This window comes from Larkinella bovis (assembly GCF_042655385.1).
Taxonomy (GTDB): Bacteria; Bacteroidota; Bacteroidia; order Cytophagales; family Spirosomataceae; genus Larkinella; species Larkinella bovis.
In genome coordinates, this window is record NZ_JBHSMA010000007.1 from 28,892 (window position 1) to 55,714 (window position 26,823).

Annotated in this window: 18 protein-coding genes; 12 read left to right on the forward strand and 6 right to left on the reverse strand. The window is 54.0% G+C overall.

Annotated features, from left to right (window positions below; genetic code table 11):
• Positions 1-144 precede the first annotated feature (144 nt).
• Entirely contained in the window at positions 145-1,332 is a 1,188-nt protein-coding gene (locus tag ACFPMF_RS19590; RefSeq protein WP_379848428.1) for a phosphoglycerate kinase, read from the forward strand.
• 303 nt (positions 1,333-1,635) lie between these two features.
• Here ACFPMF_RS19590 and ACFPMF_RS19595 read toward each other — a convergent pair whose 3' ends face one another.
• Positions 1,636-4,086 (reverse strand): TonB-dependent receptor, encoded by a 2,451-nt coding sequence (locus tag ACFPMF_RS19595; RefSeq protein ID WP_379848429.1) that lies wholly within the window; start codon positions 4,084-4,086, stop codon positions 1,636-1,638.
• A gap of 309 nt (positions 4,087-4,395) precedes the next feature.
• On the opposite strand from ACFPMF_RS19595, the gene ACFPMF_RS19600 reads away from it, so the two are divergent.
• Together ACFPMF_RS19600 and nadE are read left to right on the forward strand one after the other, a co-directional pair.
• Positions 4,396-5,856 (forward strand): nicotinate phosphoribosyltransferase, encoded by a 1,461-nt coding sequence (locus tag ACFPMF_RS19600; RefSeq protein WP_379848430.1) that lies wholly within the window; start codon positions 4,396-4,398, stop codon positions 5,854-5,856.
• 106 nt (positions 5,857-5,962) lie between these two features.
• Entirely contained in the window at positions 5,963-7,987 is a 2,025-nt protein-coding gene (gene nadE, locus ACFPMF_RS19605; protein WP_379848431.1) for an NAD(+) synthase, read from the forward strand.
• A gap of 233 nt (positions 7,988-8,220) precedes the next feature.
• Here nadE and ACFPMF_RS19610 read toward each other — a convergent pair whose 3' ends face one another.
• On the reverse strand, positions 8,221-9,105 hold the full coding sequence (locus ACFPMF_RS19610; RefSeq protein WP_379848432.1) for an NmrA family NAD(P)-binding protein: 885 nt from the start codon (positions 9,103-9,105) through the stop codon (positions 8,221-8,223).
• A gap of 133 nt (positions 9,106-9,238) precedes the next feature.
• Between ACFPMF_RS19610 and ACFPMF_RS19615 the strand changes: the two genes are divergently transcribed.
• The 3 genes from ACFPMF_RS19615 (at position 9,239) to ACFPMF_RS19625 (ending at position 12,391) form a co-directional block, all read left to right on the forward strand.
• Positions 9,239-10,135 (forward strand): DMT family transporter, encoded by an 897-nt coding sequence (locus tag ACFPMF_RS19615; RefSeq protein WP_379848433.1) that lies wholly within the window; start codon positions 9,239-9,241, stop codon positions 10,133-10,135.
• Between the two features lie 47 nt (positions 10,136-10,182).
• Positions 10,183-11,064 (forward strand): DUF6528 family protein, encoded by an 882-nt coding sequence (locus ACFPMF_RS19620; protein WP_379848434.1) that lies wholly within the window; start codon positions 10,183-10,185, stop codon positions 11,062-11,064.
• Positions 11,065-11,338: 274 nt separating this feature from the next.
• Positions 11,339-12,391, forward strand: coding sequence for a hypothetical protein (locus tag ACFPMF_RS19625; RefSeq protein WP_379848435.1), 1,053 nt, complete (start codon positions 11,339-11,341; stop codon positions 12,389-12,391).
• A 94-nt stretch (positions 12,392-12,485) separates the two neighbouring features.
• Here the strand turns inward: ACFPMF_RS19625 and ACFPMF_RS19630 are convergent, their stop codons facing one another.
• The 3 genes from ACFPMF_RS19630 to ACFPMF_RS19640 form a co-directional block, all read right to left on the reverse strand.
• Positions 12,486-13,049, reverse strand: coding sequence for a phosphonate degradation HD-domain oxygenase (locus ACFPMF_RS19630; RefSeq protein ID WP_379848436.1), 564 nt, complete (start codon positions 13,047-13,049; stop codon positions 12,486-12,488).
• A gap of 104 nt (positions 13,050-13,153) precedes the next feature.
• On the reverse strand, positions 13,154-14,635 hold the full coding sequence (locus tag ACFPMF_RS19635) for a SusD/RagB family nutrient-binding outer membrane lipoprotein (RefSeq protein ID WP_379848437.1): 1,482 nt from the start codon (positions 14,633-14,635) through the stop codon (positions 13,154-13,156).
• 69 nt (positions 14,636-14,704) lie between these two features.
• The gene (locus tag ACFPMF_RS19640; protein ID WP_379848438.1) at positions 14,705-18,004 is read right to left on the reverse strand and encodes a SusC/RagA family TonB-linked outer membrane protein; all 3,300 of its coding nucleotides are present in this window, start codon (positions 18,002-18,004) and stop codon (positions 14,705-14,707) included.
• A gap of 2 nt (positions 18,005-18,006) precedes the next feature.
• On the opposite strand from ACFPMF_RS19640, the gene ACFPMF_RS19645 reads away from it, so the two are divergent.
• Together ACFPMF_RS19645 and ACFPMF_RS19650 are read left to right on the forward strand one after the other, a co-directional pair.
• Positions 18,007-18,294 carry a hypothetical protein gene (locus ACFPMF_RS19645; RefSeq protein ID WP_379848439.1) on the forward strand — a complete coding sequence of 96 codons (288 nt, stop codon included), beginning with the start codon at positions 18,007-18,009 and terminating at the stop codon, positions 18,292-18,294.
• A gap of 54 nt (positions 18,295-18,348) precedes the next feature.
• Positions 18,349-18,501 (forward strand): hypothetical protein, encoded by a 153-nt coding sequence (locus ACFPMF_RS19650; protein ID WP_379848440.1) that lies wholly within the window; start codon positions 18,349-18,351, stop codon positions 18,499-18,501.
• Here ACFPMF_RS19650 and ACFPMF_RS19655 read toward each other — a convergent pair.
• Positions 18,498-19,541, reverse strand: a complete 1,044-nt coding sequence (locus ACFPMF_RS19655; RefSeq protein WP_379848441.1) for a LacI family DNA-binding transcriptional regulator — start codon at positions 19,539-19,541, stop codon at positions 18,498-18,500. The genes ACFPMF_RS19650 and ACFPMF_RS19655 overlap by 4 nt on opposite strands.
• Before the next feature lie 327 nt (positions 19,542-19,868).
• Between ACFPMF_RS19655 and ACFPMF_RS19660 the strand changes: the two genes are divergently transcribed.
• The 4 genes from ACFPMF_RS19660 (at position 19,869) to ACFPMF_RS19675 (ending at position 26,765) form a co-directional block, all read left to right on the forward strand.
• Positions 19,869-22,910, forward strand: a complete 3,042-nt coding sequence (locus tag ACFPMF_RS19660) for a SusC/RagA family TonB-linked outer membrane protein (RefSeq protein WP_379848442.1) — start codon at positions 19,869-19,871, stop codon at positions 22,908-22,910.
• 82 nt (positions 22,911-22,992) lie between these two features.
• Positions 22,993-24,468, forward strand: coding sequence for a RagB/SusD family nutrient uptake outer membrane protein (locus ACFPMF_RS19665; RefSeq protein ID WP_379848443.1), 1,476 nt, complete (start codon positions 22,993-22,995; stop codon positions 24,466-24,468).
• The gene (locus tag ACFPMF_RS19670) at positions 24,465-25,565 is read left to right on the forward strand and encodes a glycoside hydrolase family protein (RefSeq protein ID WP_379848444.1); all 1,101 of its coding nucleotides are present in this window, start codon (positions 24,465-24,467) and stop codon (positions 25,563-25,565) included. The genes ACFPMF_RS19665 and ACFPMF_RS19670 overlap by 4 nt, the downstream gene beginning before the upstream one ends.
• A 24-nt stretch (positions 25,566-25,589) precedes the next feature.
• Complete coding sequence (locus tag ACFPMF_RS19675; protein ID WP_379848445.1) at positions 25,590-26,765, forward strand: hypothetical protein; 1,176 nt, start codon at positions 25,590-25,592, stop codon at positions 26,763-26,765.
• Positions 26,766-26,823: the final 58 nt, after the last annotated feature.

Sequence of the window (26,823 nt, forward strand, 5' to 3'; positions counted from 1 at the left end):
AGCAAAAGGTCCCCGAATAGGCAATAATTGCAACAATACACTTTAATTTAGCACAAATCCAATAAGCTGAGCGTGTAATTGCTCCGTTTGAGTAAAAACTCCTAAGTTCGGGCGCATTTTGATATTCAACAGGAAACCTGTCGTATGAAAACCTTAGACGCTTACAATTTTTCCGGTAAACGCGCCCTGATCCGGGTGGATTTCAATGTTCCGCTGAACAATAAATTCGAGATTACGGATGACACCCGTATGAAAGCCACCTTGCCAACGATCAACAAAATTCTGAAAGACGGCGGTTCCTGCGTGTTGATGTCGCACCTGGGTCGTCCCAAAGGAGGACCGGAAGACAAATATTCGCTGAAACACCTGGTGGGTCCCTTGTCGATCATGCTGGGTGTGGCGGTGAAGTTTGCCGACGACTGCATCGGCGAATCGGCCCAGGCGCAGGCCGACGCGCTGAAACCGGGGGAGGTATTGCTGCTGGAAAACCTGCGTTTTTACAAGGAAGAAGAAAAAGGAGACGTCGGTTTTGCCGAAAAACTCTCGAAGCTGGGCGATGTCTGGGTAAACGATGCGTTCGGAACGGCCCACCGTGCCCATGCCTCCACGGCGGTGATCGCGCAGTTTTTCACCGATAAAGTTTGTGGCTATGTCATGCAGGCCGAACTGGACAATGCACAACGCGTGCTGGAAAACGCCGACCGGCCGTTTACTGCCATCATGGGCGGGGCCAAAATTTCGGACAAGATCCTGATCATCGAGAAGTTGCTGGATAAAGTTGATAACCTGATCATTGGGGGTGGCATGGCGTATACGTTCGCCAAAGCCAAAGGGGGTAACATCGGGAAGTCGCTGCTCGAAGCTGACAAGCAGGCGCTGGCGCTCGAACTGCTCGAAAAGGCCAAAACGAAAGGTGTTCAGGTGTACCTTCCGGTCGATAACGTGATTGCGGATGATTTTGCCAACGAGGCCAACCGGCAGGTGGTGCCCACCGGCGAAATCCCGGACAGCTGGGAAGGACTCGACATTGGTCCCGAAACCGTCAAGCAATTTTCCGAAGTGGTTGCCCAATCCAGAACCATTCTCTGGAACGGGCCAATGGGCGTGTTCGAATTCCCGAATTTTGCCATCGGTACCAACGCGATTGCGGATGCAGTCGTAAAAGCGACGGAAGAGAACGACGCTTTCTCCCTGATCGGCGGGGGCGACTCGGCTTCGGCGGTCAACAATGCCGGGTATGGCGATCGGGTCAGCTACGTTTCGACGGGTGGTGGTGCTTTGCTGGAGTACATGGAAGGCAAAACCTTGCCGGGAGTGGCCGCTCTGGACTAAGAGAGTCAATTAGTTAAATAGTAAATATCATTCCAATAATCACAAAAAAGACCACCAAAAGTGGTCTTTTTTTATGACTTTTTAATTCAACACGCCCGGTTGCTGAAATTTTATCAATTGAAGAAACAAACAACTACCGAATGATATTTTGAATTTGGTGAATGTTACCGTATTTTTAACAACGAAAAAGCCACTCCTCAACGTGGGAATGGCTTTCTGCTTTCTTAACCTAAACTAATTATCTATCAAAGTAACGGCAGAAGGGTGTCTAACCATCTGCCGTTTGCTTTATTTAACTTTTATTTAATTATTTCCCCCGCCTGCGCGGTTGCGTTCGGCTTCCGTGCTCGTGCTCCGTTGCCGGGCCGCCTTCACATTTTGATTCCCGAAACGATACGTAAACGTCAGTCGGGCGATGCGACTTTCCCAGCGTGCCCGGACCCGGAAATTAATATCCTGGTATACAGCCCGGCCTTCAAAGCGATTCAGCCAGAACGGGTCGTTCACATTCAGTTTCAGCGTTGCTTTCCGGTTCATGAGCGTTTTCTGAACGCCCAGGCTAAACGCGCCCTGCGGAACGGACCGGTAAAAACCGTACAGGCTTTTCGAGTTGTACCAGCCGGCGATTTCAGCCGTGAAGTTTTTGGGCAACACAAAGTTCTGCGACGTATATACGTTGTACGCTACAAAGTCAACGTTGTACTGCGCTCCTAAGTATGGCGAATCGTATTTATTATAATACGCGTTGATATTGTTCTGCATATTCCACCACTTGGTCACCGTCACCGGGAAGCTCATCGTCAGGCTCACATTGTCCTGCGTAGCCAGGTTGTCAGTGGTTACGTACGTAATATTTTCCTCCGGAATCTGACCCGGTACTTCCTGCACAATCACGTCAATGGTGCGGCTGTAGCCCAGCGTTGTCGAGAATTTACCCTTGTAAACGTGCGTCAACTGGAACGAATTGGTAAACTGCGGTTTCAGGTATGGATTGCCCTGCTGGTAGGTATACGGGTCCAGGTAAAACCGGAACGGATTCAGGTTCTGGTAGTTGGGGCGGTCAATCCGGCGGCTGAACGAGAGATTCAGGACATTATTCGTATCAATTTTTCGCGAGATAAACAGCGTTGGGAACAGGTTGGTGTAGTTCCGGTCCACGATTTTATTCAGCGTCACCGAATTCCCCCTCGAATGCGTATTCTCCAGCCGCAACCCGGCCTGAATGCTGGTTTTCTTGTTCAATTGCCCGCCGTAGTTGAGATAAGCCGCATTGATGTTTTCGGAGTACCTGAACTCGTTGCTCTGGTTCGGATTGAACACCCAGCGGCCATCTACAAAATCCTCATAGGTTAGGTTATTTTCTGATTTCACGACACTGGTTTTCACGCCAGCTTCCCATTTGCCTTTTTGGGTGGGATGCACATAGTCCGCTTTGAAGGCCCAGATGTCGATGGTCGAAGGCATGTCGTTGCGTACCTTTGCCGTCGGCTGAACGATGCTGTCGCTGGCGTTGCGGTACGTGGTGCTCAGGTTATTGTACGAATCGCCGTTGAAGCGCGAGTAGTCGAGGTCGGTCGTCAGTTCACGGCCTTTGCCGTTGAAATCGTACTTGTAGTTCAGGTTTCCGGTCAGGTTGAACCAGTTGTTTTTAACCGAGACGTCGGTAGTTGGTTTCAGCGTAATCTGTCCCAGTTCATTCCGCATCACCGAGTTGTTGATCCCGTTGTCCTGCCGCCAGTCGTTGACAAAACCGGTCGCCAGCACCCCGATCGTGCTTTTCTTGTTGACAAAATAATCGACACCCGTGCGGAACGAATGCCCGTCGAAGCGGTTCGGGCGGTACGACGACTGGTCGAAGTAGGTAATCCTGCCTTCATAGGGAATGATCCGATCCAGGCTGTTTTCCTGAAACCGGCGGTTATGAAAGTAGCTGTAGTTCCCGAAGGCGTTGATTTTGTTCACCCGGTGGTTGAGGTTCAGGCTGGTGTTGGCCTTCTCGAACCGGCCATACCCGACCCCGGCAATGGCGGTTCCGTTGGTGCCGAAGTTCTTGTTTTTCTTCATCCGGATGTTGATAATGCCGACGTTCCCGGCGGCATCGTATTTGGACGAAGGATTCGTGATGATCTCGATTTTCTCGATGTTGTCGCTCGGCGTGTTTTTCAGCAGGTTGGCCACTTCCTGGCCCGAGAGGTAGGTTTGTTTGCCATCGATCATGACGATAACGCCCCCTTTGCCTTTTAACTGAATGTTGTCATTCTGACGATCGATGGTGACGCCCGGGGCCTTTTCCAGAACTTCGAGCGCGGTGCTACCGCTGGCGACGATGCTGTTTTCGACATTAACCACCGTGCGGTCGATCTCCTGTTCGATGAACGGTTTTTTCGCGACCACCTTCACCTCGTTCAGGCTTTTGGCCTCTTCCTGCATCGTCAGCGTTTTAACCTGCACCTCGGCATTAGCCGCATCAATCGTGAACGGTTCGGAATATACTTTCTTGAAACCGACCAGCGAGGTAGCAACCCGGTAACCGCCTTCGGCCACGTTCTCAAGCTCAAACTGGCCTTTGTCGTTGGTCACGACGCCTTTCACCAGCGTGGAGTCTTTGGCTTTGAGCAGCAGAATGGTGACAAATTCCGAAGGTTTCTGGTTCTGATCGATCACCAGCCCGCGAACCTTCCCTTTGACCGGGTTCTGGGCCATTGCGGATGTCATAAACAGCCACGCACACACGGCAGTGATAAACGTTTTCATGAGTTCTTAGTAGGTTGTTGTTTACTGGCTTACTGTTCAAAAGTTGTTGTTTACTGTTCGGCTCCCAAAGAGTACGTGGCAAAGTTAAGTAGTATGCATTACATAGAACCTGATCTTACATAGATGGTTGTTTTGTAAGGATGACTGGTAAGCACTCGGTGTTTTTCTGCGATGGGCCACAGGGGTCAGATGCAAAGAACGCTCAGGAAGTTGCAGCCTTCAATAAAAAAGATGTGAATGGGCGTTAAAAAGGGTTAAACGGAAACTCTTTCTGATGGTTAATGGAACAACCCCCAAACGACACCGAAAATGCCGGAATCCTTCTATAACACCTCGCTGAGTCTGCTGACGGATCTGTATCAGATCACCATGGCCTATGGGTACTGGAAATCCGGTACGGCCGGGAAAGAATCCGTTTTTAATTTATACTTCCGAAAACATCCGTTTCAGGGCGGTTTTACCGTGGCCTGCGGTTTGTCGGCGGTGATCGATTACCTGACGGCTTTTTCCTTTGCCGACGACGACCTCCACTACCTCCGTACGCTTACCGGTACCGACGGCCGCCCGCTGTTCGAACCCGGTTTTCTGGATTACCTCAAAAACCTACGGTTTTCGGGCGATATCGACGCCGTGCCGGAAGGAACGGTCGTGTTCCCCAACGAACCGCTCGTGCGGGTTCGCGGGCCGATTCTGCAATGCCAGTTGCTCGAAACGCCCCTGCTCACGCTGGTCAATTTTCAGTCGCTGATCGCGACCAAAGCCGCCCGGATGCGCCTGGCAGCCGGGAGCGACACCCTGCTGGAATTTGGCCTCCGCCGGGCGCAGGGCATCGACGGCGGGCTAACGGCCAGTCGGGCGGCTTATATCGGCGGCTGCGACGCCACCTCCAACGTACTGGCGGGCAAACTCTACGGCATCCCGGTTCGCGGGACGCACGCCCACAGTTGGGTCATGTCGTTTGCCGACGAACTGGAATCGTTTCGGGTGTATGCCGATGTTCTTCCTAACAATGTCACCTTGCTGGTCGATACCTACGACACCATCCAGGGCGTGAAAAACGCCATTGAAGCCGGAAAGGTCCTGCGCAGCAAAGGGTATCAGCTCAGCGCCATCCGCCTGGATTCGGGGGATCTGGCCTACCTGAGCATCGAAGCCCGCCGATTGCTGGATGAAGCCGGTTTTCCGGAAACGTCCATCGTCGGCAGCAACGACCTGGATGAATACCTCGTGACGAGTCTCAAACACCAGGGCGCCAAAATTACCATCTGGGGAATCGGTACCAAACTGGTGACGGCCTACGATCAGCCCGCACTGGGCGGAGTGTATAAACTGGCCGCCATCCGCAACCCGTCGGGAGCGTGGGAATACAAGTTAAAACTCTCGGAACAGGCCATCAAAATCTCGACACCGGGCCTCCAGCAGGTTCGTCGGTTTTATGATGAACACGGTTTTATTTCCGATATGATTTACAACGAAGAAACCCCGCCCGCCGGAGCCACCACCATGATCGACCCCTACGACTTTACGCGGCAGCGGCATTTTTCGGAAACGACCCCGTATGTTGACCTGCTCGAGCCCATCTTCCGGAAGGGGCAGCTGGTTGCCGGGCAACCTTCTATTCACGCCGTGCGAAACCGGGTGCAGCACCAACTGGCTCAGCTCCATCCCGGCATAAAACGCTTTACCAATCCGCATGCGTATCCGGTCGGGCTGGAGCAGCAACTGCATCAGCTAAAAACCGATCTCATTCTCCAATTACGGCGGCAATAGCCTCGATTTAATCCTGATTTTGCGTAATGCAGGTTCTGTTCGGTTTTTTAAAACCCATTTCTGCTTCATATTTGTTATTCTTGCAAAAAGCCGAAAAATCAGATACATGAAGCTCATTAAAGTTGCTGCCGGTGTTGTCAACCAGATTCCGATGGCCTGGGAACACAACCGCCGGACGATTATCGACGCCATTGAGGAAGCTAAAAAACAGGAAGTCAGCATCTTATGTTTGCCTGAGCTTTGTATAACCGGTTACGGTTGCGAAGACATGTTCTTCTCGCACGAAGTGATGGAGCAGGCCAAACAGAGTCTGCTGGAGATTGTGCCCCATACCGCCGACATCATTGTAGCCGTCAGCCTGCCCCTGCGGCTGGCCAATAACCGGGCCTACGACACCGCCTGTCTGATTGCCAACAAACGGATTCTGGGCTTTGTCTGCAAACAGGTGCTGGCCAACAACGGAATCCACTACGAAACCCGCTGGTTCCAGCCCTGGACGGCCGGGGTCCGCGACGAAATTCAGATTGGTGAGTTCACCTATCCGGTGGGCGATCTGCTGTTCGATGTATCGGGCGTAAAGATCGGTTTCGAGATCTGCGAGGACGCCTGGATTGCCAACCGCCCGGGTCGCAGTCTGCATGAGCGGGGCGTCGATATTATCCTGAACCCAAGCGCCAGCCACTTTGCGTTTTTCAAATCGCACGTCCGCGAACGGTTTGTGATCGACGGTTCGCGGGCGTTCGGTGTCAGCTACATTTACTGCAATTTGCTGGGCAATGAATCGGGCCGGGCCATTTTCGACGGCGACGCCATGATTGCCTCCAACGGCCAGTTGCTGGTGTCGGGGCCTCGTTTCAGCTACGCCGACCACCTGATCGTCACCGCCGTCATTGACGTGGACGACACGCGGCTCAGCCAGGTCCAGAACAAGGTAAATCTGGCCTACCTGTTTCCGAACCTGCGCGTGGCCGCGCCGTTCGACTTTCCTCCCGTCAAACCGGTGGTACAAAAAGCCGAACTGGAATACTGGGAACACGGCAACCATTTGAAGGAGGAGGAATTCGCCCGGGCGGTGGCGCTGGCCCTGTTCGATTACCTGCGAAAAAGCCGATCGCACGGTTTTGTGCTATCGTTGAGCGGTGGCGCCGATTCTTCCGCCATTGCTGCGCTGATTTCGCTGATGATTCGGATGGCCGACGAAAGCATTGGGCTGGACGGTTTTAAAAAGAAACTGAGCTACATCAAAAGCATCCAGAAGCTGAAAACCGTCGAGGAAATCTGCGGTGCCCTGCTGACGACGATTTATCAGGGCACCGAAAACAGTTCGAAAGACACCTACGAGTCGGCCGAATCGCTGGCTAAATCCATCGGCGCAACGTTTTATAACATCAACATCAACGGACTGGTCGAAACCTACACCCGGCTGATTGAAGAACAGTTGGGCCGACCGCTGAGCTGGAAAACCGACGATGTGGCCCTCCAGAATATTCAGGCACGGGTGCGGGCTCCGAGTGCGTGGCTGCTGGCCAATATTCAGAACGCCCTGCTGCTCTCGACCTCCAACCGCTCGGAAGCCTCCGTCGGGTATGCTACGATGGACGGCGACACGGCGGGCAGCATCTCTCCCATCGCCGGCATCGACAAATACTATTTGCGCGGCTGGCTGCGCTGGCTCGAAACCGTGGGCGTGGGCGGCAAAATTACGGTGGAAGGCTTGCAGAAAGTCAACAGCCTGCAACCCACCGCCGAACTGCGCCCGCTCGACCAAAAGCAGACCGACGAAGAAGACCTGATGCCCTACGAGGTCCTGAACGCCATCGAGAAGTTCGGTATCCGGGATAAACTGTCACCGAAGGAAGTCATGCAGCAGGTGGAAGTCGTGTTCGACGGCCAATACAACCGCCAGCAGCTTTACGTTTCCGTCGACCGGTTTTTCCGGCTCTGGAGCCGCAACCAGTGGAAACGCGAACGGTATGCGCCTTCTTTCCACGTCGATGATGAAAACGTGGACCCCAAAACCTGGTGCCGGTTCCCGATCCTGAGCAGCGGTTTTGAAAAAGAACTGGCGGAACTGAAGGAATACGTCGATGGCAACGACGGTCGGGGCCGGAAAGGGAAAATTGGGTTTTAATCGTACCGTTCGGTTGGCCGACAGATTCGAACTAGTTACCGCAAAAACCGACAACCGGGCAACGTTCGCCCGACCTGTACCGTCGGCACGGAGTTGTCGGCGTTCACGGCCAGCAGCATGGTGCCGCAGATCGGGGGCCACCCGGGACCCGGCCGCTACCCAAACGACCCTGTAAAAAACCGTCTTCCGGAAACCGTCGGCGACACGGTTTTCGGAAGACGGTTTTTACGGCTTTACGGTTCAACCAGTTCGGCTTCCCGGCGGAAAACCGCTGCGTAATCGTTGACAAAATCGGCATACGAGCGGGGCGCACGGCCTAACACGCGGGTCAGCAAGTCCAACTCCGGGGTCGTCGCTTTCAGGCCCTGTTTCTGGAAAAACGTATACATTGCCACCGAGTCATCGACCAGCCAGTCCGGCAGCCCCAGTTTTGCCTGAGCGGCCCAGGCAGCCAGATCATCGCCCGCGTACTGAACATCGTAACCGAGTTGCTGGCTCAAGGCCCGCGCGACGGAAGGCCCCGTCAGGACATCCGGACCGACCAGCGGGATGCGCTGACCGTCGAACTCTGTGGTCATCAGTACCTTCACCGTTGCTTCGGCAATGTCGCGCACATCAACCCGGTTTAGCCCGATTCCGCCAATCGGTTGGGTATATAAACCGTAGTTGATCACGCCCTCCCTGAACCAGAAATCGTTCTGGTAGAAATTATTAGGGCAAATAAAGACGTAATTCAGGCCCGACCAGAGGATGGTTTTTTCGAGCGATATTTTCGTGCGAAAGTGCGGAATATGAAACCCTTCGTAGGCATTATGGATGCTTTGGTAAACGATTTTCCGGACACCCGCCCGTTTGGCCGCAGCCACGGCAAAAGATCCCTGCGCCACTTCGGTCTGGCTCAGGCGGTTTAGCAGAAAAACCTGGTCGATGCCTTCAAAGGCTTTCGGCAAGGTCGCGGGTTCATCCATATTGCCCACGGCGGCTTCCACCCCATCCGGCAGCAGAGCGGCTTTTTCGGCGCTGGTAACCAGCACCCGGACCGCTTGCTGTTGGCGAACTAATTCCTGAACGACCTGGCTTCCGACGGTGCCCGTCCCACCAATAACGAGTGTTTTCATGAGGAGTTTATGATTTGTTGTTTACGGTTTTAAAATTGGTGCGTTCAGCCCACATCCCCAATGGCCAGTCCGGTGAAACGGAAAATTGCGGCTTTGAAGTGCTTTCCTGTGGGCTTCGCCGTACCTTTGCCGCATGAAATTTTTCCTTTCCGGCCTGCTGTTTGCGGCCCTCTGGGCATCGGCATCGGCAGCCACTAAATTTGGCGTTCTTTCTGCGGACCCGCTTCTTTTGGCGCAAATCCGGTTTATGATCGCCGGTCCGCTGATTCTGTTCATTGCCCATGGCATTCAGCGCGGCCCGCTACCGACCCGCACCGAATTCAAACGCCTGACGATTTTTGCCCTGTTGAACACGACGATTTATCTGGGGGCTTTTGTGCTGGCCCTTCGGCATGTTTCCGCCGGAATCGGTAGTCTTTCGACGGCCACCAGCCCACTGTTTATCACGATCCTATCGGCCTTATGGCTCCGTCGCCCGGCGAATTGGTACGAGATTTTGGGAATTCTCATCGGAATGGGGGGCGTTGTGCTGGCGACCTATCCCCTGCTTCAGTCCAGTTTCGCTACCGTACCGGGCTTGCTGATTCTGCTCGGGGGCATGGTGTCGATCTCGGCGGCTACGGTGTATTACACCCGGTTTTCCTGGCGATTGCCCAGTCTGGTTATCAACGGCTGGCAGGTGTTTATCGGCGGTCTGCTCCTGCTGCCTTTCACTCTGGCTTTCGCCGATTTCGAACACTCGCATTTCGATCTCCGGTTTTGGGGCGGGGTTTTCTGGCTGATCGTTCCGGTGTCGGTCATCGGACTGCAACTCTGGTTTTACCTGGTTCGACAGGATGCCGTACAAGCCTCTTTGTGGTTGTTTTTATGCCCGATTTTCGGATTTGCCTACTCATCCATCCTCCTCGACGAACCCCTGACGGTGCATACGTTTCTGGGAACGGCGCTGGTGCTGGTGGGCTTATATCTCGGCCAGCGCGATAAATTCCGAAAAGTGAAACAAAAAACGCACCCCCTGGAGCGCGTCTGATTCCAACCTAAACCTTTTTTCAAATGATTTCCTATCCCTTCCTGTTTATGAACCGAGTTATTAGTTTGATCAGCCTGCTGGCGGTTTCGGTAGGCGGTTTTGCGCAATCGACCTCCGAAAAACTGCTGATGGTGTGCGGAGACAGCAAAGTGTTGCTGGTCGATTACCAGCAGGGCCAGGACAGCATTCCGGCGGTTGTCTGGAGCTGGGACGCCCACGAAGCAATGGATTTGCCGACGGAATACCGCACCCGCAAATTCAACTCGATGGACGACTGCAAGGCCATCCGGCAGGGCGAGCAATTGCTCGTTTCGTCGTCCAGCGGAGCCATTGCCGTGCTGAACCGGAAAGACAAAAAAGTGGTTTTCTACGCCAGCGTCCCAAACGCGCATTCCATCGAACTCTTGCCGGGTGATCTGATTGCGGCAGCGGCTTCTACGGCTCCCAACGGCAACCGGATCATGCTGTTCGACCAAAAACATCCCGAAAAACCGCTCTACAGCGACAGCCTGTTCTCGGCCCACGGCCTCGTCTGGGATCAGCAGCGAAAAAGCCTGTTTGCGCTGGGATTGACGGTTTTACGGGAATACAAGCTGGTCGGCACGAAAGCCCTCAAACTCGTGCAGGAATGGACCATTCCCGGCCATAGCGGCCACGACCTCCAGCCAACGCCGGACGGTCGTCACCTCTTCCTGACCGAAGAAACCGGTGCCTGGCAATTTGATTTAAAGACCCACACGTTCACCAAAATACCCGGTTTTACGGATGCGCCCCATACCAAAAGCGTCGGACGCGACCGCCGTGGCCAGTTCATTTACACGGTTCCCGAAGAAAGCTGGTGGACCTACCACGTGCGGTTTCAGCATCCGAGCCACGCGCTCAGCTTCCCGACCATGAAGGTGTACAAAGCCCGCTGGTTTCGCCCCTGATCCGTGCCTAAGCGCGAAAATTGCCCCCGCTCCCGGAAGCAGATTTTAGCCATTTCACGGGTCGTTTTCGACCGCTACCGGGTGGCGTATGCGGGCCGTTCTTCGCCGGAAAACAACCCGGTTTTACGCCAAAAAACCGCCCCTGGACCATATTCTCTTTTTCGGCCTTTAAAGATTGAAAAATAATTTACAATCCATTGATTTACAATTCATTAATTCCTATAAATAATTCTTAGATCCGGAACATCGAACGGTGTTTTTTTGTTCTATTTACATGAACATGAACACAGAAAATACGATGAACAAGGAAGGAAAACTGGTCCCTTTTGCTCCTGCCCAGCCGCAGGACGAAAACTGGCGAAAATCCATCCCGGCGCAGGTTTTCCTGAACCACTTTTTCGCGATCGATTTTCACATTCAACGGCAGGACGACCTGTTCGATCTGAGCCGGTTTCCGCTCTTTCAGGACTTTGCCCCTCAGGTTTCGGACGAACAACAGAAGGCGCTCGAAAAGCTGCTGCTGAATAGCTGGAGCGCCGAATACGCGCTTCGCATTACGCCGGTTGTCAATGACAACCAGTACCTGCAAAGTTCGCTGCACTGGACGTTTCCGCAGGCATATTATAGCGTTCTGTTCAGTGTCCGGGCGTTCCTCCATGCCATGGGCGAACCCGTCAGTAACGAAGAAATCATTCGCCGACGCATCGGTAACATGGTCGTTCGGGGCTATTACCCGGCATCGGTGGGCTTTTATGCCTCCGGTCCGCTGAACAACTACCGGACCATGCGGTTGCCCATGGCGAAACTCGATATTGCCAAACCGGATCTGACCCTGCCCTCCCGCGAGTCGGCGGCCCAGATCGAGATTGCGCAGTTTCTGAAAACCTCGCGCGACCAGCGCATCAAGGCGTTGCGGCAGGCCATTCAGAACAACCCCAAGACGGCGTTGCGCAGTACCAAAACGGGGAAGGTTTTGCAGAAATTCGGCCAGGAACAATACAAGCAGTTGGGCAAACAAATCGGTTATACGACCTATTTCGACGCCCTGAGCCGCCTGCGGATTTCCTCTTCCAACCGTGAGATTGAGCGGTTTGTTGAGTCGGAAATCGACGTTCGGCTGTTCCACGAAAGTCTGGTCAATATTGTATCGCACATCAATGCCGTGCATGAAGCCTATATCGCCAAGGCATTGGGGATTGAGGGCTACAAGCGGTTGATTGCCAAACTGCCCTCGTACCTCCAGGAAGGTTTCCTGCGGGAACGGTTGAACCGCGTGATTGAGCCACTGCTGGAATCTGGTCAACCACCGCTGCGCATCGCGGCCTGATCAAAACCGCTGCTATACAAAGCCCCGATGGAACAGATCCATCGGGGCTTTTTTGGTTATAAAACCGGCCGGTTTTCGGAAGCCCGAACCGGTTTTAGCGACGTTCCAGGTAGCGTTTACAAAGGGCAAGATACTGGTCGACCGGCGGCATTTCCAGGTCGGTTTCCTTCGCCAGTTCGTCCCAGCCCCGCACCTGCAGAATGCCCCGAAAAAACGGGTTCTGTTCGAATTCCTGCGCTTCGGCCGCCGTCATGGGACCGCCCTGAAACGCCAGCGTTTTCAGACTGGCTTCCGACAGTTTGTTGAAGTAGGCCGGATTCTTGTACGTCAGGTAGCGTTTGGCGTTGACGTGGTGTTCAATCAGCTGGGCTACTTTTTCCGAAAAACCGCGTTCACGCAGCCAGTCGGCTCCCAGCTTCTCGTGGTCCACCCGCCCGTACTCGTCCATGTGATCTTCGGCCGCTTCCGACGGCAGCAGGTGCCCGATGTCGTGCAGAAAAGCCGCGATGACGGTTTCGTCGTCGGCCCCGGCCCGTTCGGCCAGCATCGCCGATTGCAGCATGTGTTCCAGTTGCGAAACCGGCTCGCCATAATAATCGTCCGAACCGTGTTTTTCAAACAGTTCCGTAATCTCCGCAATTGCCTGTCGAGGTATCATAGATAGCAATGAGTGAATGAATGAAAGAGTGAAAGAGCGAAATTAGCTTCGCCATTTTTCGATCCCTCGCAAAGCTATTTTCTCTCTTTCACTCTTTCGCTCTTTTATTTATCCCACCATACAGGGGTGTTGATGGTATTCGCGCCCTGGCGCTGGATGGCTTCCTCCACCGACGGTTTGTTCAGGTTCAGCTCCGAACTCGGATACAAAAACCGCACGGGAACTTTGTTGCTGTTCAGGTTCGACGGGCCGGGTTTGATGTCGGGAACACCCGTCCGACGCCAGTCAAACCAGCCTTCCAGACCGCTGTAAAATAACGAAATCCACTTCTGAGTTCCAATCAATTCGAGGGCTTTTGCGTCCGTAAACGCCACATCCGGCTGCGCCAGGTACCCCGCCGGCACATCCAGCGCGTAGAAGTTGAAGGAAGCCGTAATGCCTTTCTCGTAATAGCCTTTGGCCTCACCGGTGATCAGTTTCTTCTGAGCCGCTTCCGCCAGGATAAACTGCAGTTCGGCGTAGGTCATGATGATGCCTCTGGCAATGTTCAGGTTCCCATCCGTGGGCGTTCCGAAACCGTCGATGTAGTAATTACCGCCCACGCGCGAAACATTCTGAGCACCACCGTTGTAGGTCAAGGCACCCACATCGTCCAGGCCGTTGGGCACACCCACGTAGGCCGGTTTTCCGGCCGAAACCGATGCGACCGTCGGGCGGGCAAAAATGGCCAGTCGCGGGTCGTTCAGTTGGGCCAGTTTATCGCCCAGCGTCTTACTCAACCGGAACTCATCGAACGAACCGACCCGCGACGTATAGAGTGGAAACTGGTTCGGAACCGTGGGCAGATACCGCAACGCCGCGTTGTCGGCGTTGGAGGTAAAAACCGGGGTGGCCGTCGGGTTGCCGACAATGGCCTGCAGATCGGCCTTCACGTCGCGTTTGTTCGAAATCCGCATCAAATACCGGAGCCGGAGCGAATTGGCCATTTTCTTCCACTTCGTCACATCACCCCCGAACAGAATATCGCCGTTTACCGCGCCGTTTTCGGGTGCCAGCAACGCATTGGCCTCCGCCAGATCTTTCAGAATTCCGTTGTAAATGGTTTCCTGCGGATCGTATTTTGGGAAAAACATCTTGTCTTTTCCCTTGGTCGCTTCCGAATACGGCGCATCTCCGTAGGCATCCGTAATCAAAGAAGCCACCCAGGATTTCATGATGAGCGCAATGGCCTGGTAGTTTTTCTGCACCGGGCTCGCGTTTGACGCGATGGTATGCATGTTCTGGATTTCACGCAGGGCCGAATAACCGGTTCCCCAGATACCGTTCTGTTCGCCCCAGAGGTACCGATCCTCGTTTACGAACTGAATCTTGGCCGTATACTGCATCACGATGTTCCCAATGCCCCAGGCCATTCCCATGTTTTCGTTCACGGTGGAGCGGATAATGTTCGGCAGCAGCAAATCCGGCGTAACGGTGTTCGGCACGTTCGGGTTGGTGTTGACGTCTTCGAAATTATTGTCGCAGGACGTTCCGGCAGCGACGAGCAACGCCAGACACGCAAACAACTTGATGTAGGTTCTTTTCATAAGGCTTGTTAGTTTATGGCTTAGGACTGATAGTTAATGCCTTAATCCTAAACCGTAACCGCTAAACAGTTACAGATTAAACGACAGGTTGATACCGTAATTCCGGGCCGACGGGATGGCGACCGATTCGGAACCCGGAATAATGGTTCCGCCGGAAACCGACGAGGTTTCGGGATCGATATGCGGCACCTTGGTCCAGAGGAACAGGTTGCGCCCCACCAGCGAAACCGTCACGTTGCGGAACGGCAACTTCCGGCCCATCAGAGTATTCGGAATTGAGTAGCCCAATTTCACTTCGCGCAGTTTGGTAAATGACGCATCGAAAATAGCGTCTTCCAGGACCTGCCGGCCCAGTGTGAAGGCCGTATGCCATTCGCGGGCCGAAATCCGGCGCTGGTTGGCCGTAAACTGGCCTTCCCCGGCTTTGACGACACCCGGCACCACGTAATACGTTCCTTCCGGCGCGTTCCTGAACTCCTTATCGACGGAGTTGTCGTAGTAACCGCTTTCCCGGCCTTGCAGTGTTTCGATCAACTGACCGCCCTCACGCCCAACGACATACGTATGCGAATAGACTTCGCCCCCTTTCCGGATGTCGAACAGGAAACTCAGGTTGATGCCTTTGTACGTAAACGAGTTGTTGATACCGGCCAGCCAGTCGGGATTGTAATTCCCCAGTTTTTGCAGCGTGCTGGTGGCAACGGGCCGCCCTTCCGCCGAGATCACCAGTTTGCCCACATTCTGGCCCGTTGGGTCGTAGTAGGCGCTTTTCGGATCACTGCTTACGCGCTCGTAGGCGTAGCCGTACATATCGCCCATCCGCTCGTTGACGCGGGCCTGTACCGAGAAATACCGGTTCGCCAGTTCGTAGGTCGAAACGCCGTCGGCCAGCTCCAGCACTTTGCTGCGGTTGCGGGAGAAGTTGACGTTCATATCCCAGCGGAAACCAACATTGTCCAGCCGCACCGGCGTCAGGTTCAGCATAACTTCAATCCCGCTGTTCTGAATGCGTCCGGCGTTCTGGACGATCTGGCTATAGCCGGTCGTTCCCGATAGCGGCAGGAAGATGATCTGGTTTCTACTAATGGTATTATAGTACGTGAAGTCCAGCCCGACCCGGTTTTTCAGAAACCGGATATCGATCCCGTATTCCTGCGAACTGCTGATTTCCGGTTTCAGACTCAGGTTCGGAATCCGGGTTGATTCGCCGAACGTCGGCGTCGTGCCCCAGGGCGTACCGGGGTTAAACGGTTGCGAGAACTGGTACGGCTCGGTGTCGTTCCCGACCTGGGCGTAACCGGCCCGCAGTTTGGCAAACGACACCCACGACGGCAGCTTGACCCAGTCGCTCACCACGGCACTCAGCGTTCCCGACCAGTAGAAATAGGAATTATCGGCGGCTCCCACCAGGCCGGCCGGCAGCGTCAGCGTGCTCGACCAGTCGTTGCGCCCCGTCACTTCCAGCGTCAGTTTGTCCTGGTACGTCAGCTGGCCCGACGCAAACAGGCTATTGATCCGGCGCTCGGATGTATTCTGGGCATACTCGAGCGGTACCCGGCTGTTGTTCAGGCTGTAAACGCCCGGCACCGTCAGCTGGGGGGCAAAATTATCGAGGTAGTCGTACGTATTCAGCCGCTGGTTTCCACCCGCCGTCCCGCTGAGCGTGAAGTTATCGTTCAGGCGTTTATCCACTAAAAACAGCAGATCCGTGTTGCGTTCCAGTGTTTTCACGGCTTCCCGGCGGTAGGAACCGTACGGATAGCGCTGCGTACTGAAGGCCCGTTGCCGCACCCGCAGTTCGTCCTGGTAATCGACCTGCGTCCGGCCCTGCACCGACAGCCAGTCCGTCAGTTGATACGCCAGGGTGACGCTCCCGATGACGCGGTTCAGATCCTGACCGTTGGTGTTTTCGTACAGGTTGAAGTACGGGTTATCGTGGTAATTGTAATTAAAGTTGAACTGTTGAATATTTTCCAGCCCCGGTTGCCAGTAATTTCGCATCGACGCCATGTCGATTTGACGCCCCCACCAGCAGTTGAGCAGATACATGATGTTTTCGGTTCCGTAGCTCAGGTTCGGACGGTTATCGCTATGGTTCCGAATGTAGCTCACGTTCGTGCGGGCCGTAAACCGGTCCGTTAGTTTGTATCCGGCGTTGACATTGAAGGTGTTACGCGTCAGGTCCGTATTGGGAACCATGCCTTTTTGGGACAGGTTGGTGAACGACAACCGGAAATCCCCCTTGTCATTGCTCCCCGTAACGGCGACGTTGTTGGTCAGTGCCACCCCGGTTTCGAAGAAATCACGGATGTTGTCGGGATGCGCAATGAACGGCGTCGGTGTCGCCACGCCAGGACCACCCGGCACTTTCGTATCCCCCGCCCGGTAGCCTTTATCGGTGGGTGAATCGTGCTGGATAATCAAACGTCCGTCCATTTTGGGGCCCCAGCTTTCGTCGGTACCGTCGCGCAAACCGCCCCCGGAACCATCTTTAAACGAAAACTCCCCGTTCAACCCCTGCCCATATACGTTCTGGTAGTCCGGTAGCCGCAACACGGTTTCAAACATGGCATTCGAATTGACACTAACGCCAATTCCTTTGGTGCCTTTGCCGCTTTTGGTCGTGATGACCACCACGCCATTGGCCGCCCGCGACCCGTACAGGGCCGTCGCACTGGCCCCTTTCAAAACCGTCATGGTTTCCACATCGTCGGGGTTGATGAAACCGGCCCCGTTCCCGTAGTCGGCCTCCTGGTTACTACGTCCCGACGACCCCACAAAGTTGTTATTAATCGGTAAGCCATCAATCACGAACAGCGGTTGATTGGCGTTGATATTCAACGACTTTTCGCCCCGAATGGTCACCCGCGACGACCCTCCGATCCCGGACGGGCTGTTCACCACGGTCACCCCGGCAATTTTCCCGGCCAATTGGCTAACCAGGTTCGTTTCCCGGGCCTGCGAGAGCGCCGAATTATCAATTTTCTGCGTCACGTAGCCCAGATTGCGTTGTTGTTTCGAAATCCCCAGGGCCGTTACGACTACCTCGTTCAAGGCCTGTGTCGAAACGTTCAGCGTTACATCGATCGACGTTCGGTTACCAACCGTTACCTCCTGGGCATCGAAACCGATGAAGGAAAAAATCAAAACCGCCGACGGATCGGGGACGCTTATCGTATAGGTCCCGTCATTGCGGGTGGTGGTGCCACTAGTGGTGCCTTTGACCACAATGGAAACGCCGGGCAGCGACTGGCTCCCTTCGGACGATACCACTTTGCCGGAAATAGTCTGAGCAAGCAGGGGCAAGCCAAACAGAAGAATAGCCAGCGTCAGAATAGCGCGACGACAACTGAACCTTCGTTCATTCATTGATGGGCGTAACTTTTTTTTCATACAGAAAATCAGGAATAATCCGAGAATCGGAATGGTGGAAAATGGATACAGAATTGACATATCACTTTACGAAACCGCAAATCTACCGGGCACTTATTGCGCAAGTATTACGGAATTATGAACTTTCTAATTTAGAAAAAGAAACGGGATATAATTTTGACAAAACGCCAAAAACCGTATTAGCAATGGAAATACATCAAATAATACCAATAAAATACTGCCAATTTGCAATACTTACCAAATACAAACCCAAGGCGATAAGTTAAAAAATGCCGATACATTGACCAACCTATCGGCAAAATAAATCGCTCATACCGGACGTGACGGCCCAGCCTGAGCCCGGCAACGAATGGGGAGAAGGCCGTTCTGAACAGGGCACAGCGGCCCCGCTCCGGGCGCTGAACCGGAAGAAGGCCCCGTTGCGAATGGATGGGAAAGCCGTCGGCTGGAAGCGCAGCAGGCAGGCGGGTTAGTATGGGTTTCCCGGAAGTGGGGCCGAACTCGTCGACCCGCGGATGATCAGCCGGGTGGGCAACACCACCAGTTCGGATGCGGGGCGGTCTTCTTCGGCCGCCAGTTGGTTGAGAAGCAGCCGCGCAGCCTGGCGGCCAATGTCATCGACGGGCTGGGCCACCGTGGTCAGGCCGGGTTCGATCAGGGCTGAAACCGGGTCGTCGCTGAACCCAACAATCGCAATGTCGTCCGGAATTCGCAGTCCCCGGTTTTTGATAACTTTCAGGGCCTCGATGGCGGTCGGGTCGTTGATGGCGAACAGCGCGTCGGGTGGCTGGGGCAGATTCAGCAGGTGGTTGACGTAGATATTCGCCTTGTCGAGCGTCAGATCATACGAAATAATCAGGGCCGGGTCGATCGGAATCTGGTTATCCGTCAAGGCGTCCCGGTAACCGTTCAGCCGATCGCGGCTGTTCAGCAGCGAATCGGGGCCCGACAGGTGGGCAATCCGCCGTTTGCCGGTGTTGATCAGGTGCTCGACCGCGCGGTAGGCACCTTCGTAATCGTCCACGGCCACTTTCGAAACATCCAGCTCATCCACAATCCGGTTGAAAAAAACCACCGGAATTCCTTTCCGCTCGAAGATTTTGAAATGCTCGAAATTCCTCGTGTCCTTCGTGTGCGACACCAGAATGCCATCCACGCGGCTGGCTAACAGCAAGCGGGCGTTGACGATTTCGGTCGCATACGACTCGTTGGAGTGGCAAATGATCACGTTATAACCCGCCTGGGCCAGCACATCCTGCGCCCCGATAATGACCCGGGGAAAAAACGGACTGAGGAATTCCGGCACCATAATCCCAATGGTCTGCGTCCGGTTAGTCAGCAGCGAAATGGCCAGTTGGTTGCGCTGGTAATCGAGCTGATCCGCCATTTCGAGCACCCGTTCACGGGTTTTTGCCTTTACATTCGGATGCCCGGTCAGGGCCCGCGACACGGTGGATTTTGACAGATTCAGTGTTTTGGCAATGTCGATGATAGTCGCCTGATGATTCCTCATTAAAATATAACTATTATAATATTAATGACTGTATACTCCTTGAAAATCGCTTATTTTCCCATCGAATGATGCACATTTTGGGAATGTTCCCAAAAAATTGGGAACATTCCCAAAAATATAAGACAATTTTTTCTTTGCAAAATTATTATTTCACCGTAATATCAGGTAAGATATGCAAAAAAGAATGATTTAACTGGCTTTTTGCCACTTAGCAGGCCAATTTTCCCGGATAGATCAACTTTTGCAGTGTCTGTTTAACAATTCCCACAAAATTGTACATTTTTTATTGCCAACCTTTAACATCAAGGACAATGTCCGGATTTATGTATGGTATTCTCTAAACCCATTCGGGCAGTAAAGGGACTGTTATGGCTCCTCCTGCTCTCCGCTTCTCTCACTTCGTTTGCGCAAAATAACAACGGCCTGACTGTCCGAGGGCGGGTCTCATCCGGTACGGAAGCGCTACCCGGTGTCAATGTTATTATCAAGGGTACCCAGCAAGGTACTACAACTGATGTCAACGGCCAGTACAGCCTGGTCGTACCCAACAGCAATGCCACGCTCACCTTTTCGTATATCGGCTACGTTTCGCAGGAAATAGCGGTCGGCAACCGGAGCACGATCGATGTTTCGCTTCAGTCGGATGAACGATCACTCAGTGAAGTCGTCGTCGTGGGCTATGGCACCCAGCGAAAAGTTGAAACCACCGGTTCCATTGCCTCCATCAAATCCGCCGAACTCACACAAACGCCGGTTGTCAACGTGGCGCAGGGCTTACAGGCCCGGGTTGCGGGGGTGCAGGTTAACCAGAATACCGGTGCACCGGGCGGTAACGTCAGTGTTCGGGTACGCGGAACCAACTCCATCAACGGCAACTCCGAACCGCTGTACGTCGTGGATGGCATTCAGATTTCCAACGGGGGCGGTATTACGGACGTCAGCCCGCTATCGACCATCAACCCGAATGATATCGAATCGGTTGAAATCCTGAAAGATGCTTCGGCATCGGCCATTTACGGTTCTCGCGCGGCCAACGGGGTCGTGCTGATTACGACCAAACGCGGTAAAAGCGGAGCGACACGGGTGACCTTCGACAGCTATTACGGTGTTCAGAAAGTAAACAAAACCCTGCCGGTGATGAACGCAGCCGAGTTTGCGCAGCTGGAAAATGAAGTTTTCAAAAACAACTTCTACCCCGATCCGGCTTCGTTGGGCGAGGGAATTAACTGGCAGAACGAGATTTTCCGGCAGGCTCCCATTCAGAACCACCAGCTTTCGATCAACGGCGGGAACGAAAAAACGCAACTGGCCCTGTCGATGAACTATTTCGATCAGGACGGGATCATCATTAGCTCCGGTTTCAAACGCTACTCCCTGCGCCTGAACCTCGACCACAAGATTGGCCAGCGGTTTAAGGTTGGGACCAGTATTCTGGGCAGCTATTCGATCAATGACGGGATTACGACCGGTAGCCAGACCATCGGTGATGCGGGGGTTGTCACCGGCTCGATTCTGGGCGCGGCACTCGGTGCACCGCCTAACCTGAAACCATATCGCCCGGACGGCACGGTGTTCCCGTTTGGCGAACAGGCCACCCAATACCGGGAAGTTTCCAACCCGCTGGGTTTTGCCGCTCAGTTAAACGAACGGAGCATCAAACGGACCCTGGCCAATGTGTACGGCGAAGCCAATATTGCCAAAGGACTGACCTACCGGGCTTCTTTCAACGTCGATCAACGGGCCGAACTGTACAATAATTACAACCCCCGTTCCATCATCAACCGGGCTGACCTGAACGACAACTCCGGCTCCGCCCGCAAAGACAACATCAATTACCTGGCTCTGCTGCACGAAAGCATTCTGACGTACAATACGGCTTTGGGCAAAGACCACACCCTGAAAGGAACGGCGGTTTTTGCCACCCAGGCCGAAATGTATAACGACAACAGCATCAATGCCACCGGTTTCCCGAACGACGCCACGCAGAACGAAGCCCTGCAACTGGGTCTCACCCGCACCGTCAGCAGCAACCGGAACCGCCAACGGCTGGATTCGTACATGGGCCGTGTCAACTACGGTTTTAAAGACAAACTGTTTGTTGATTTCACGGTTCGGGTTGATGGATCGAGCAAGTTCGGCGCCAATCACAAGTACGGGGTGTTCCCGGCGGTATCAGCCGCCTGGCGGTTGATCGAGGAACCGTTCCTGAAATCAGTCACCTGGATTTCGGACCTGAAACTGCGGGCCAGCTACGGGATTACCGGGAATGCCGGTGGCATCAATCCCTACCAGTCGCTGGCAACGGTTTCGGCTTCGGGCAGTAATTACAACCTCAACCATACCTTCGTAACGGGAATCAACCCCTCCGGTATTGCGAACCCGGATTTGCGGTGGGAGCGTTCGGCCCAGACCAACATCGGTTTTGATTTAAGTTTGCTAAACAACCGGGTTAGTTTTATCGCCGATGTGTACCACAAAAACACGAAAGACCTTTTGTACGTAAAAGCACTGCCCCTGAGCTCCGGTTACAGCACGATCACGGGTAACTTTGCATCACTGGAAAACAAAGGGATTGAACTGGCCGCCAATGGACGCATTCTGGATGGCGCTTTCAAATGGGACGCGTCGGCCAACGTGACCTTCAACCGCAATAAAGTGCTGGGTCTCGATGGGGGTGTAACCAACGAACGGTTTGTAACGACCTATACCATTCTGAAAGTCGGCGAGCCCCTAGGGCTGTTTAAAAATTATGTTTTTGACGGCATCAACCAGACCGGCGAAACCATCTTACCCGGTTACGACGGCCGGATCGGTGGTCATAAGGTAAAAGACGTCACCGGCGACGGCCAGATTACGGCAGCGGATCAGGTCATTACGGGAAATCCGAACCCGAATTTCATTTACGGTTTTTCGACCAACCTTTCATTCAAAGGCTTTGATTTGAGTGCGTTTTTCTCGGGCTCACAGGGCAACGACATTTACAACGCCAGCCGGTTGTCCTTCGAGAATCCGGCGGGTCAGCGGAACATGCTGAAAGGGGTTGTCAATCGCTGGTCGCCGACGAATCCGAGCAACCAGTACGCCAGTGCCTTCGTGGCCGGCCGGTTGCCAATTACCAACTACGTGGTGGAAGACGGTTCCTACATGCGCCTGAAAAACCTTACCATCGGTTACAATGTACCCCGCATCAAGGGTGTTCAGGGCATCCGGGTCTATGTCAGCGGTAACAACCTGCTCACCTTCACCAAATACAGCGGATTTGATCCTGAGGTGAATACCTTTGCGGGTTCGAACACGGTGATCGGTGTTGACAACCTCGTGTACCCACAAGCGAAATCATTCCTGGGCGGTATTCAAATCACATTATAATTGAGCGAATTGGGATTGAGTAATTGAGCGGTTTTTTAGCTCCTTCACTCAATCGCTCATCCACTCAATCACTCAAGCAATCATGAAAAAGATATTCATTCCCATACTCGCAGCGTTTTTGCTGACCTCCTGCGAACTGGACGAAACCATTTACTCGTCCATTTATACCGAAGCGTTTTACAAAACAGCCGCTGATGCCGAAAAGGGGCTGATTGCCGCCTACGGCCCGATGGGCGACCTGGGCAGCGGCCCCGCCCTGACCCTTTTGGCCGACATGAGTGACGACCAGACGTACCCTCGTTCGGTGGTGGGGCGCAGTACGCTGACCCTCTTCACGTATGATGTGAACTACACCAACCAGAAAAGTAACGGGCGGCTGATGGAATCGCCCCAGCAGGTCTGGGCGGCCAGCTACGACGGCATCGAAAAAGCCAACTGGGTGATTGCCAAAGTGCCGGAAGCGTCGATGGACGAAACCCGGAAGAAGCAAATCCTGGGGGAAGCCTATTTTCTGCGCGCCTTTTACCACTGGATGCTGGTGAAAAACTTCGGGGATGTGCCCATCAAGATTACGCCGAGCTACTCGGAAGCCGAAGCCCTGACGGCCAAAAGCCCGAAAGCCGACGTCTTCAAGCAAATTTACGCGGACCTGGAACTGGCGGCAGCCTCCGGCCTGCTCTCCTACCCGGCCGTCGAAAAGGGGCGCCCGGCCAAAGAAGTAGCCACGGCGTTGTATGCCAAAGCCGCTCTCTACAACGAAGACTGGGCGAAGGCACTGGAAAAAGCCAACGAAGTCATCAATTCCGGCAAGTACAAACTGATGCCCGAAGTGAAAGATGTCTACCGGTACGACAAGGAAGACGAAGCCCGGATCGAAAACATGTGGGCTTATGAAGTTGATCCGATCTCGCCGGGCCGGAGCCACCAGTTGGTCGGTTTGTATGGTCCGAGCGGTAGCGCCGGGGCCGAATACGCCCGGACGTCTTTTGGTTCGATGTTTGCCTACCAGTCGTTTTTCAACTCGTTCGACCCAACCGACAAACGGCGCACCCTGCTGGATACCACCTACATCGATAAAAGCGGCAAAAGGGTCGCCCAGAAGGATATCACGCCCATTACAACGAAAGGCGTACTGGTCAAAAAATACCAGGATCCGGTGTCGACCATCGGTTCTATTCCCAACATCCCGATCCTGCGGCTGGCGGATATGTACCTGATTGCCGCCGAAGCCGAAGCCCGTCTGAACGGCGCGACCGCAGCGGCCTACGGGTATATCAACACGGTTCGCAAACGGGCCGGTTTGCCGGATCTGAAAACCGGTCTGTCGAAAGATGCGTTCATCGATGCGGTGATTCAGGAACGGGCCTGGGAATTCTTTGCCGAAGGCGACCGCTGGTATGACCTGACGCGAACCGGTAAATTCCTGACAGTCATCCCGAAAGCGGTGAACGATGTGTATCCGGTCCGGAACGTTCAGGCGAAAAACAAGTACTTCCCGATTCCGCAGGACGAATTGAACGCGAACCCGAAACTGGAGCAGAATCCAGACTGGAAATGATCAAACGAATCAATACGTTCACGATCTTCTGCCTGGCGGCTGCGGGAATTTTCTCCTGCGCCGTCGGGCAGAAGCCGGAAACCAACACACCGGTTTCGGCCGACCTGGACTTTACGCAACTGATCCAGCCGGTTCCGACGCGGGCCGTATTGAAAGATAGTCTGTATTATACCTGGTGTGGAACGATGGTGGCTGACTCAAAAGGCACCTACCATTTGTTCTACTCCCGGTTTAAGCGCGAACTGGGCTTTAGCGCGTGGGTGACCCACTCGGAGGTGGCCCATGCCGTGGCCGATAATCCGCTGGGGCCGTATACGTTTAAAGATGTTACCCTGCCTCCGCGCGGCCGGGAATACTGGGACGGCCTGTGTACGCACAATCCGACGGTTCACGAATTTGACGGGAAGTATTACCTGTATTACATGGGCAATACCGGCGATGGGAAAGTTACCCCGAAAGGACTGAACTTTGTCCACCGCAACAACCAGCGGATTGGTGTGGCCGTGGCCGACAGCCCGGATGGCCCCTGGAAACGGTTTGATTCGCCCCTGATCGATGTCAGTCCGGATTCGACGGCCGACGACGCCCTGGTGGTTAACAACCCGTCCATTACCCGAAAACCGGATGGCGGCTTTCTGATGGTGTACAAAGCGGTTGGCAAGAAAAAACCGGCGCCCTTTGGTGGACCGGTGGTGCATAAAGTGGCGATTTCCGACAGTCCGCTGGGGCCGTTCCGGAAACAGCCCGGTACGGTTTTCGAGGCCAAAGGCAGCGATTTCCCGGCCGAAGATCCGTTCATCTGGTATCAGTCGGGCCGGTATTGGGCCATTGTGAAAGACATGCACGGCGCCTTTACTAGGGCGGGTCAGTCACTCGCCCTGTTTCAATCGGCCGACGGACTCGACTGGCAACTGGCGAAGCATCCGCTGGTGTCGAAACTGGAAATTAAATGGGCCGACGGCCGGGTGGAGAAAGTAGCCCACTTGGAACGGCCCCAACTGTGGTTGAAAGACGGAAAACCGCAGGTCCTGTTTCTGGCTTCCGATGTTGACCCGAGCCAGTCTTTTAACGTTCATATTCCACTCAAAACGAATTAACCGGATCCGTCCGGCTTGCCACGTATGCGGAACACAAGCGGTATTTTAGGGATGATTGCCTGGTTAATGGTTGGTTTGGGAAGCTATGGCATAGCTTCGAAACCGGGTATGCCGGGAGCTTCTCGCTTGCACCCTACCGCACCGTTCCCGTCGCCCAAGACAATCCGGGAATTTACCATCACCGAAAACGACACGACCTCCTACGTACTGAAACTGGCGCTGAACGAAGCCAACCGACCGCAGTATTTTTTTCGCAACGTCTTTACGCCGGTCTGTCTGACGGGCGAGTGCAAACCGGTGTATATTAATTTTTACTGGGATTTGCTCGGCAATTACCTCCGCTACGACTTTCCGCCCCATGAGGTTCTGACCAAGATGGACCACGAGGAGTTCAAACCGGAAGACTACGAGAAATTGCAAGCCATTCTGAGCAATACCAACTCCCTGCTGAAAGACGTCGCGATGGAAGATCTGGTCGGGAAGGGCACGGAAAACCTGGCCGATTCGGTGGATGCCAAAGCCGGAGCGACGCTGAAAACCGTGAAGAACGAGGTCATCGACGGTGCGGTATACACCTGTTATACGCTCTGGCACATTGCCCACGGTTCGGTGGTTGACGAAATGCAGAAGATCACGGAAACCTACCGGAGCGATACGCTGCTGCACGAGTTTCTGGGCAGCAGCAACCATTTTTACCAGTATTGGGCGATGGAACGGGTGATCGATAAAGCCGGCAATGCGACGGCAGCGTTCAGTCCTGATCTGATGCAGATCATGCGGGCCAAAAACCTTTTCACCGCCCGGTATGCGCTGCAAAAGCTGAGCCCTCAATTCTTTGCGGGTGCCGACCGGCAAACGTGGTTGTGGGAAACGTACACGAAGGCGGCCTATCCATTGCAAATCGCAATTCTGAAAAAGCTGACGACGGTTCCGCTGCGGGCTCCGCTGGCCGAGCAAACCGCCCGGGCATTGGTGAATGCGAATCCGGAACAGTTCAACCTGCTGTTGAACCTGCTGGCGAGCCAGCCGAAGTTGCCCGAAAAGGCGTTACAAACGCTGGCCGGTCACCTGAGTCATTCGAATTCCGAGTACACTGCCGAAATTTACCGGGTTTTGACGACTTTAAAACCGAAAAATCCGGCGGTTCAGGCCCGAATGAAAGTTTATAAAACCAGGACCAGCCAGCCTGGACAGGATTAATCATGTATCGACCTAAAAAGACACCTATTTCTAAACCCCTATCCTAACTACCCAACCT

Coding starts and splice junctions, on each gene's coding strand:
- nadE (WP_379848431.1), top strand. CDS start 5,963: ATGAAGCTCATTAAAGTTGCTGCCGGTGTTGTCAACCAGATTCCGATG.
- ACFPMF_RS19665 (WP_379848443.1), top strand. CDS start 22,993: ATGAAAAAGATATTCATTCCCATACTCGCAGCGTTTTTGCTGACCTCC.
- ACFPMF_RS19670 (WP_379848444.1), top strand. CDS start 24,465: ATGATCAAACGAATCAATACGTTCACGATCTTCTGCCTGGCGGCTGCG.
- ACFPMF_RS19635 (WP_379848437.1), bottom strand. CDS start 14,635: ATGAAAAGAACCTACATCAAGTTGTTTGCGTGTCTGGCGTTGCTCGTC.
- ACFPMF_RS19645 (WP_379848439.1), top strand. CDS start 18,007: ATGGGCGTAACTTTTTTTTCATACAGAAAATCAGGAATAATCCGAGAA.
- ACFPMF_RS19615 (WP_379848433.1), top strand. CDS start 9,239: ATGAAATTTTTCCTTTCCGGCCTGCTGTTTGCGGCCCTCTGGGCATCG.
- ACFPMF_RS19595 (WP_379848429.1), bottom strand. CDS start 4,086: ATGAAAACGTTTATCACTGCCGTGTGTGCGTGGCTGTTTATGACATCC.
- ACFPMF_RS19620 (WP_379848434.1), top strand. CDS start 10,183: ATGAACCGAGTTATTAGTTTGATCAGCCTGCTGGCGGTTTCGGTAGGC.
- ACFPMF_RS19630 (WP_379848436.1), bottom strand. CDS start 13,049: ATGATACCTCGACAGGCAATTGCGGAGATTACGGAACTGTTTGAAAAA.
- ACFPMF_RS19600 (WP_379848430.1), top strand. CDS start 4,396: ATGCCGGAATCCTTCTATAACACCTCGCTGAGTCTGCTGACGGATCTG.
- ACFPMF_RS19590 (WP_379848428.1), top strand. CDS start 145: ATGAAAACCTTAGACGCTTACAATTTTTCCGGTAAACGCGCCCTGATC.
- ACFPMF_RS19675 (WP_379848445.1), top strand. CDS start 25,590: ATGCGGAACACAAGCGGTATTTTAGGGATGATTGCCTGGTTAATGGTT.
- ACFPMF_RS19625 (WP_379848435.1), top strand. CDS start 11,339: ATGAACATGAACACAGAAAATACGATGAACAAGGAAGGAAAACTGGTC.
- ACFPMF_RS19640 (WP_379848438.1), bottom strand. CDS start 18,004: ATGAATGAACGAAGGTTCAGTTGTCGTCGCGCTATTCTGACGCTGGCT.
- ACFPMF_RS19655 (WP_379848441.1), bottom strand. CDS start 19,541: ATGAGGAATCATCAGGCGACTATCATCGACATTGCCAAAACACTGAAT.
- ACFPMF_RS19660 (WP_379848442.1), top strand. CDS start 19,869: ATGGTATTCTCTAAACCCATTCGGGCAGTAAAGGGACTGTTATGGCTC.
- ACFPMF_RS19610 (WP_379848432.1), bottom strand. CDS start 9,105: ATGAAAACACTCGTTATTGGTGGGACGGGCACCGTCGGAAGCCAGGTC.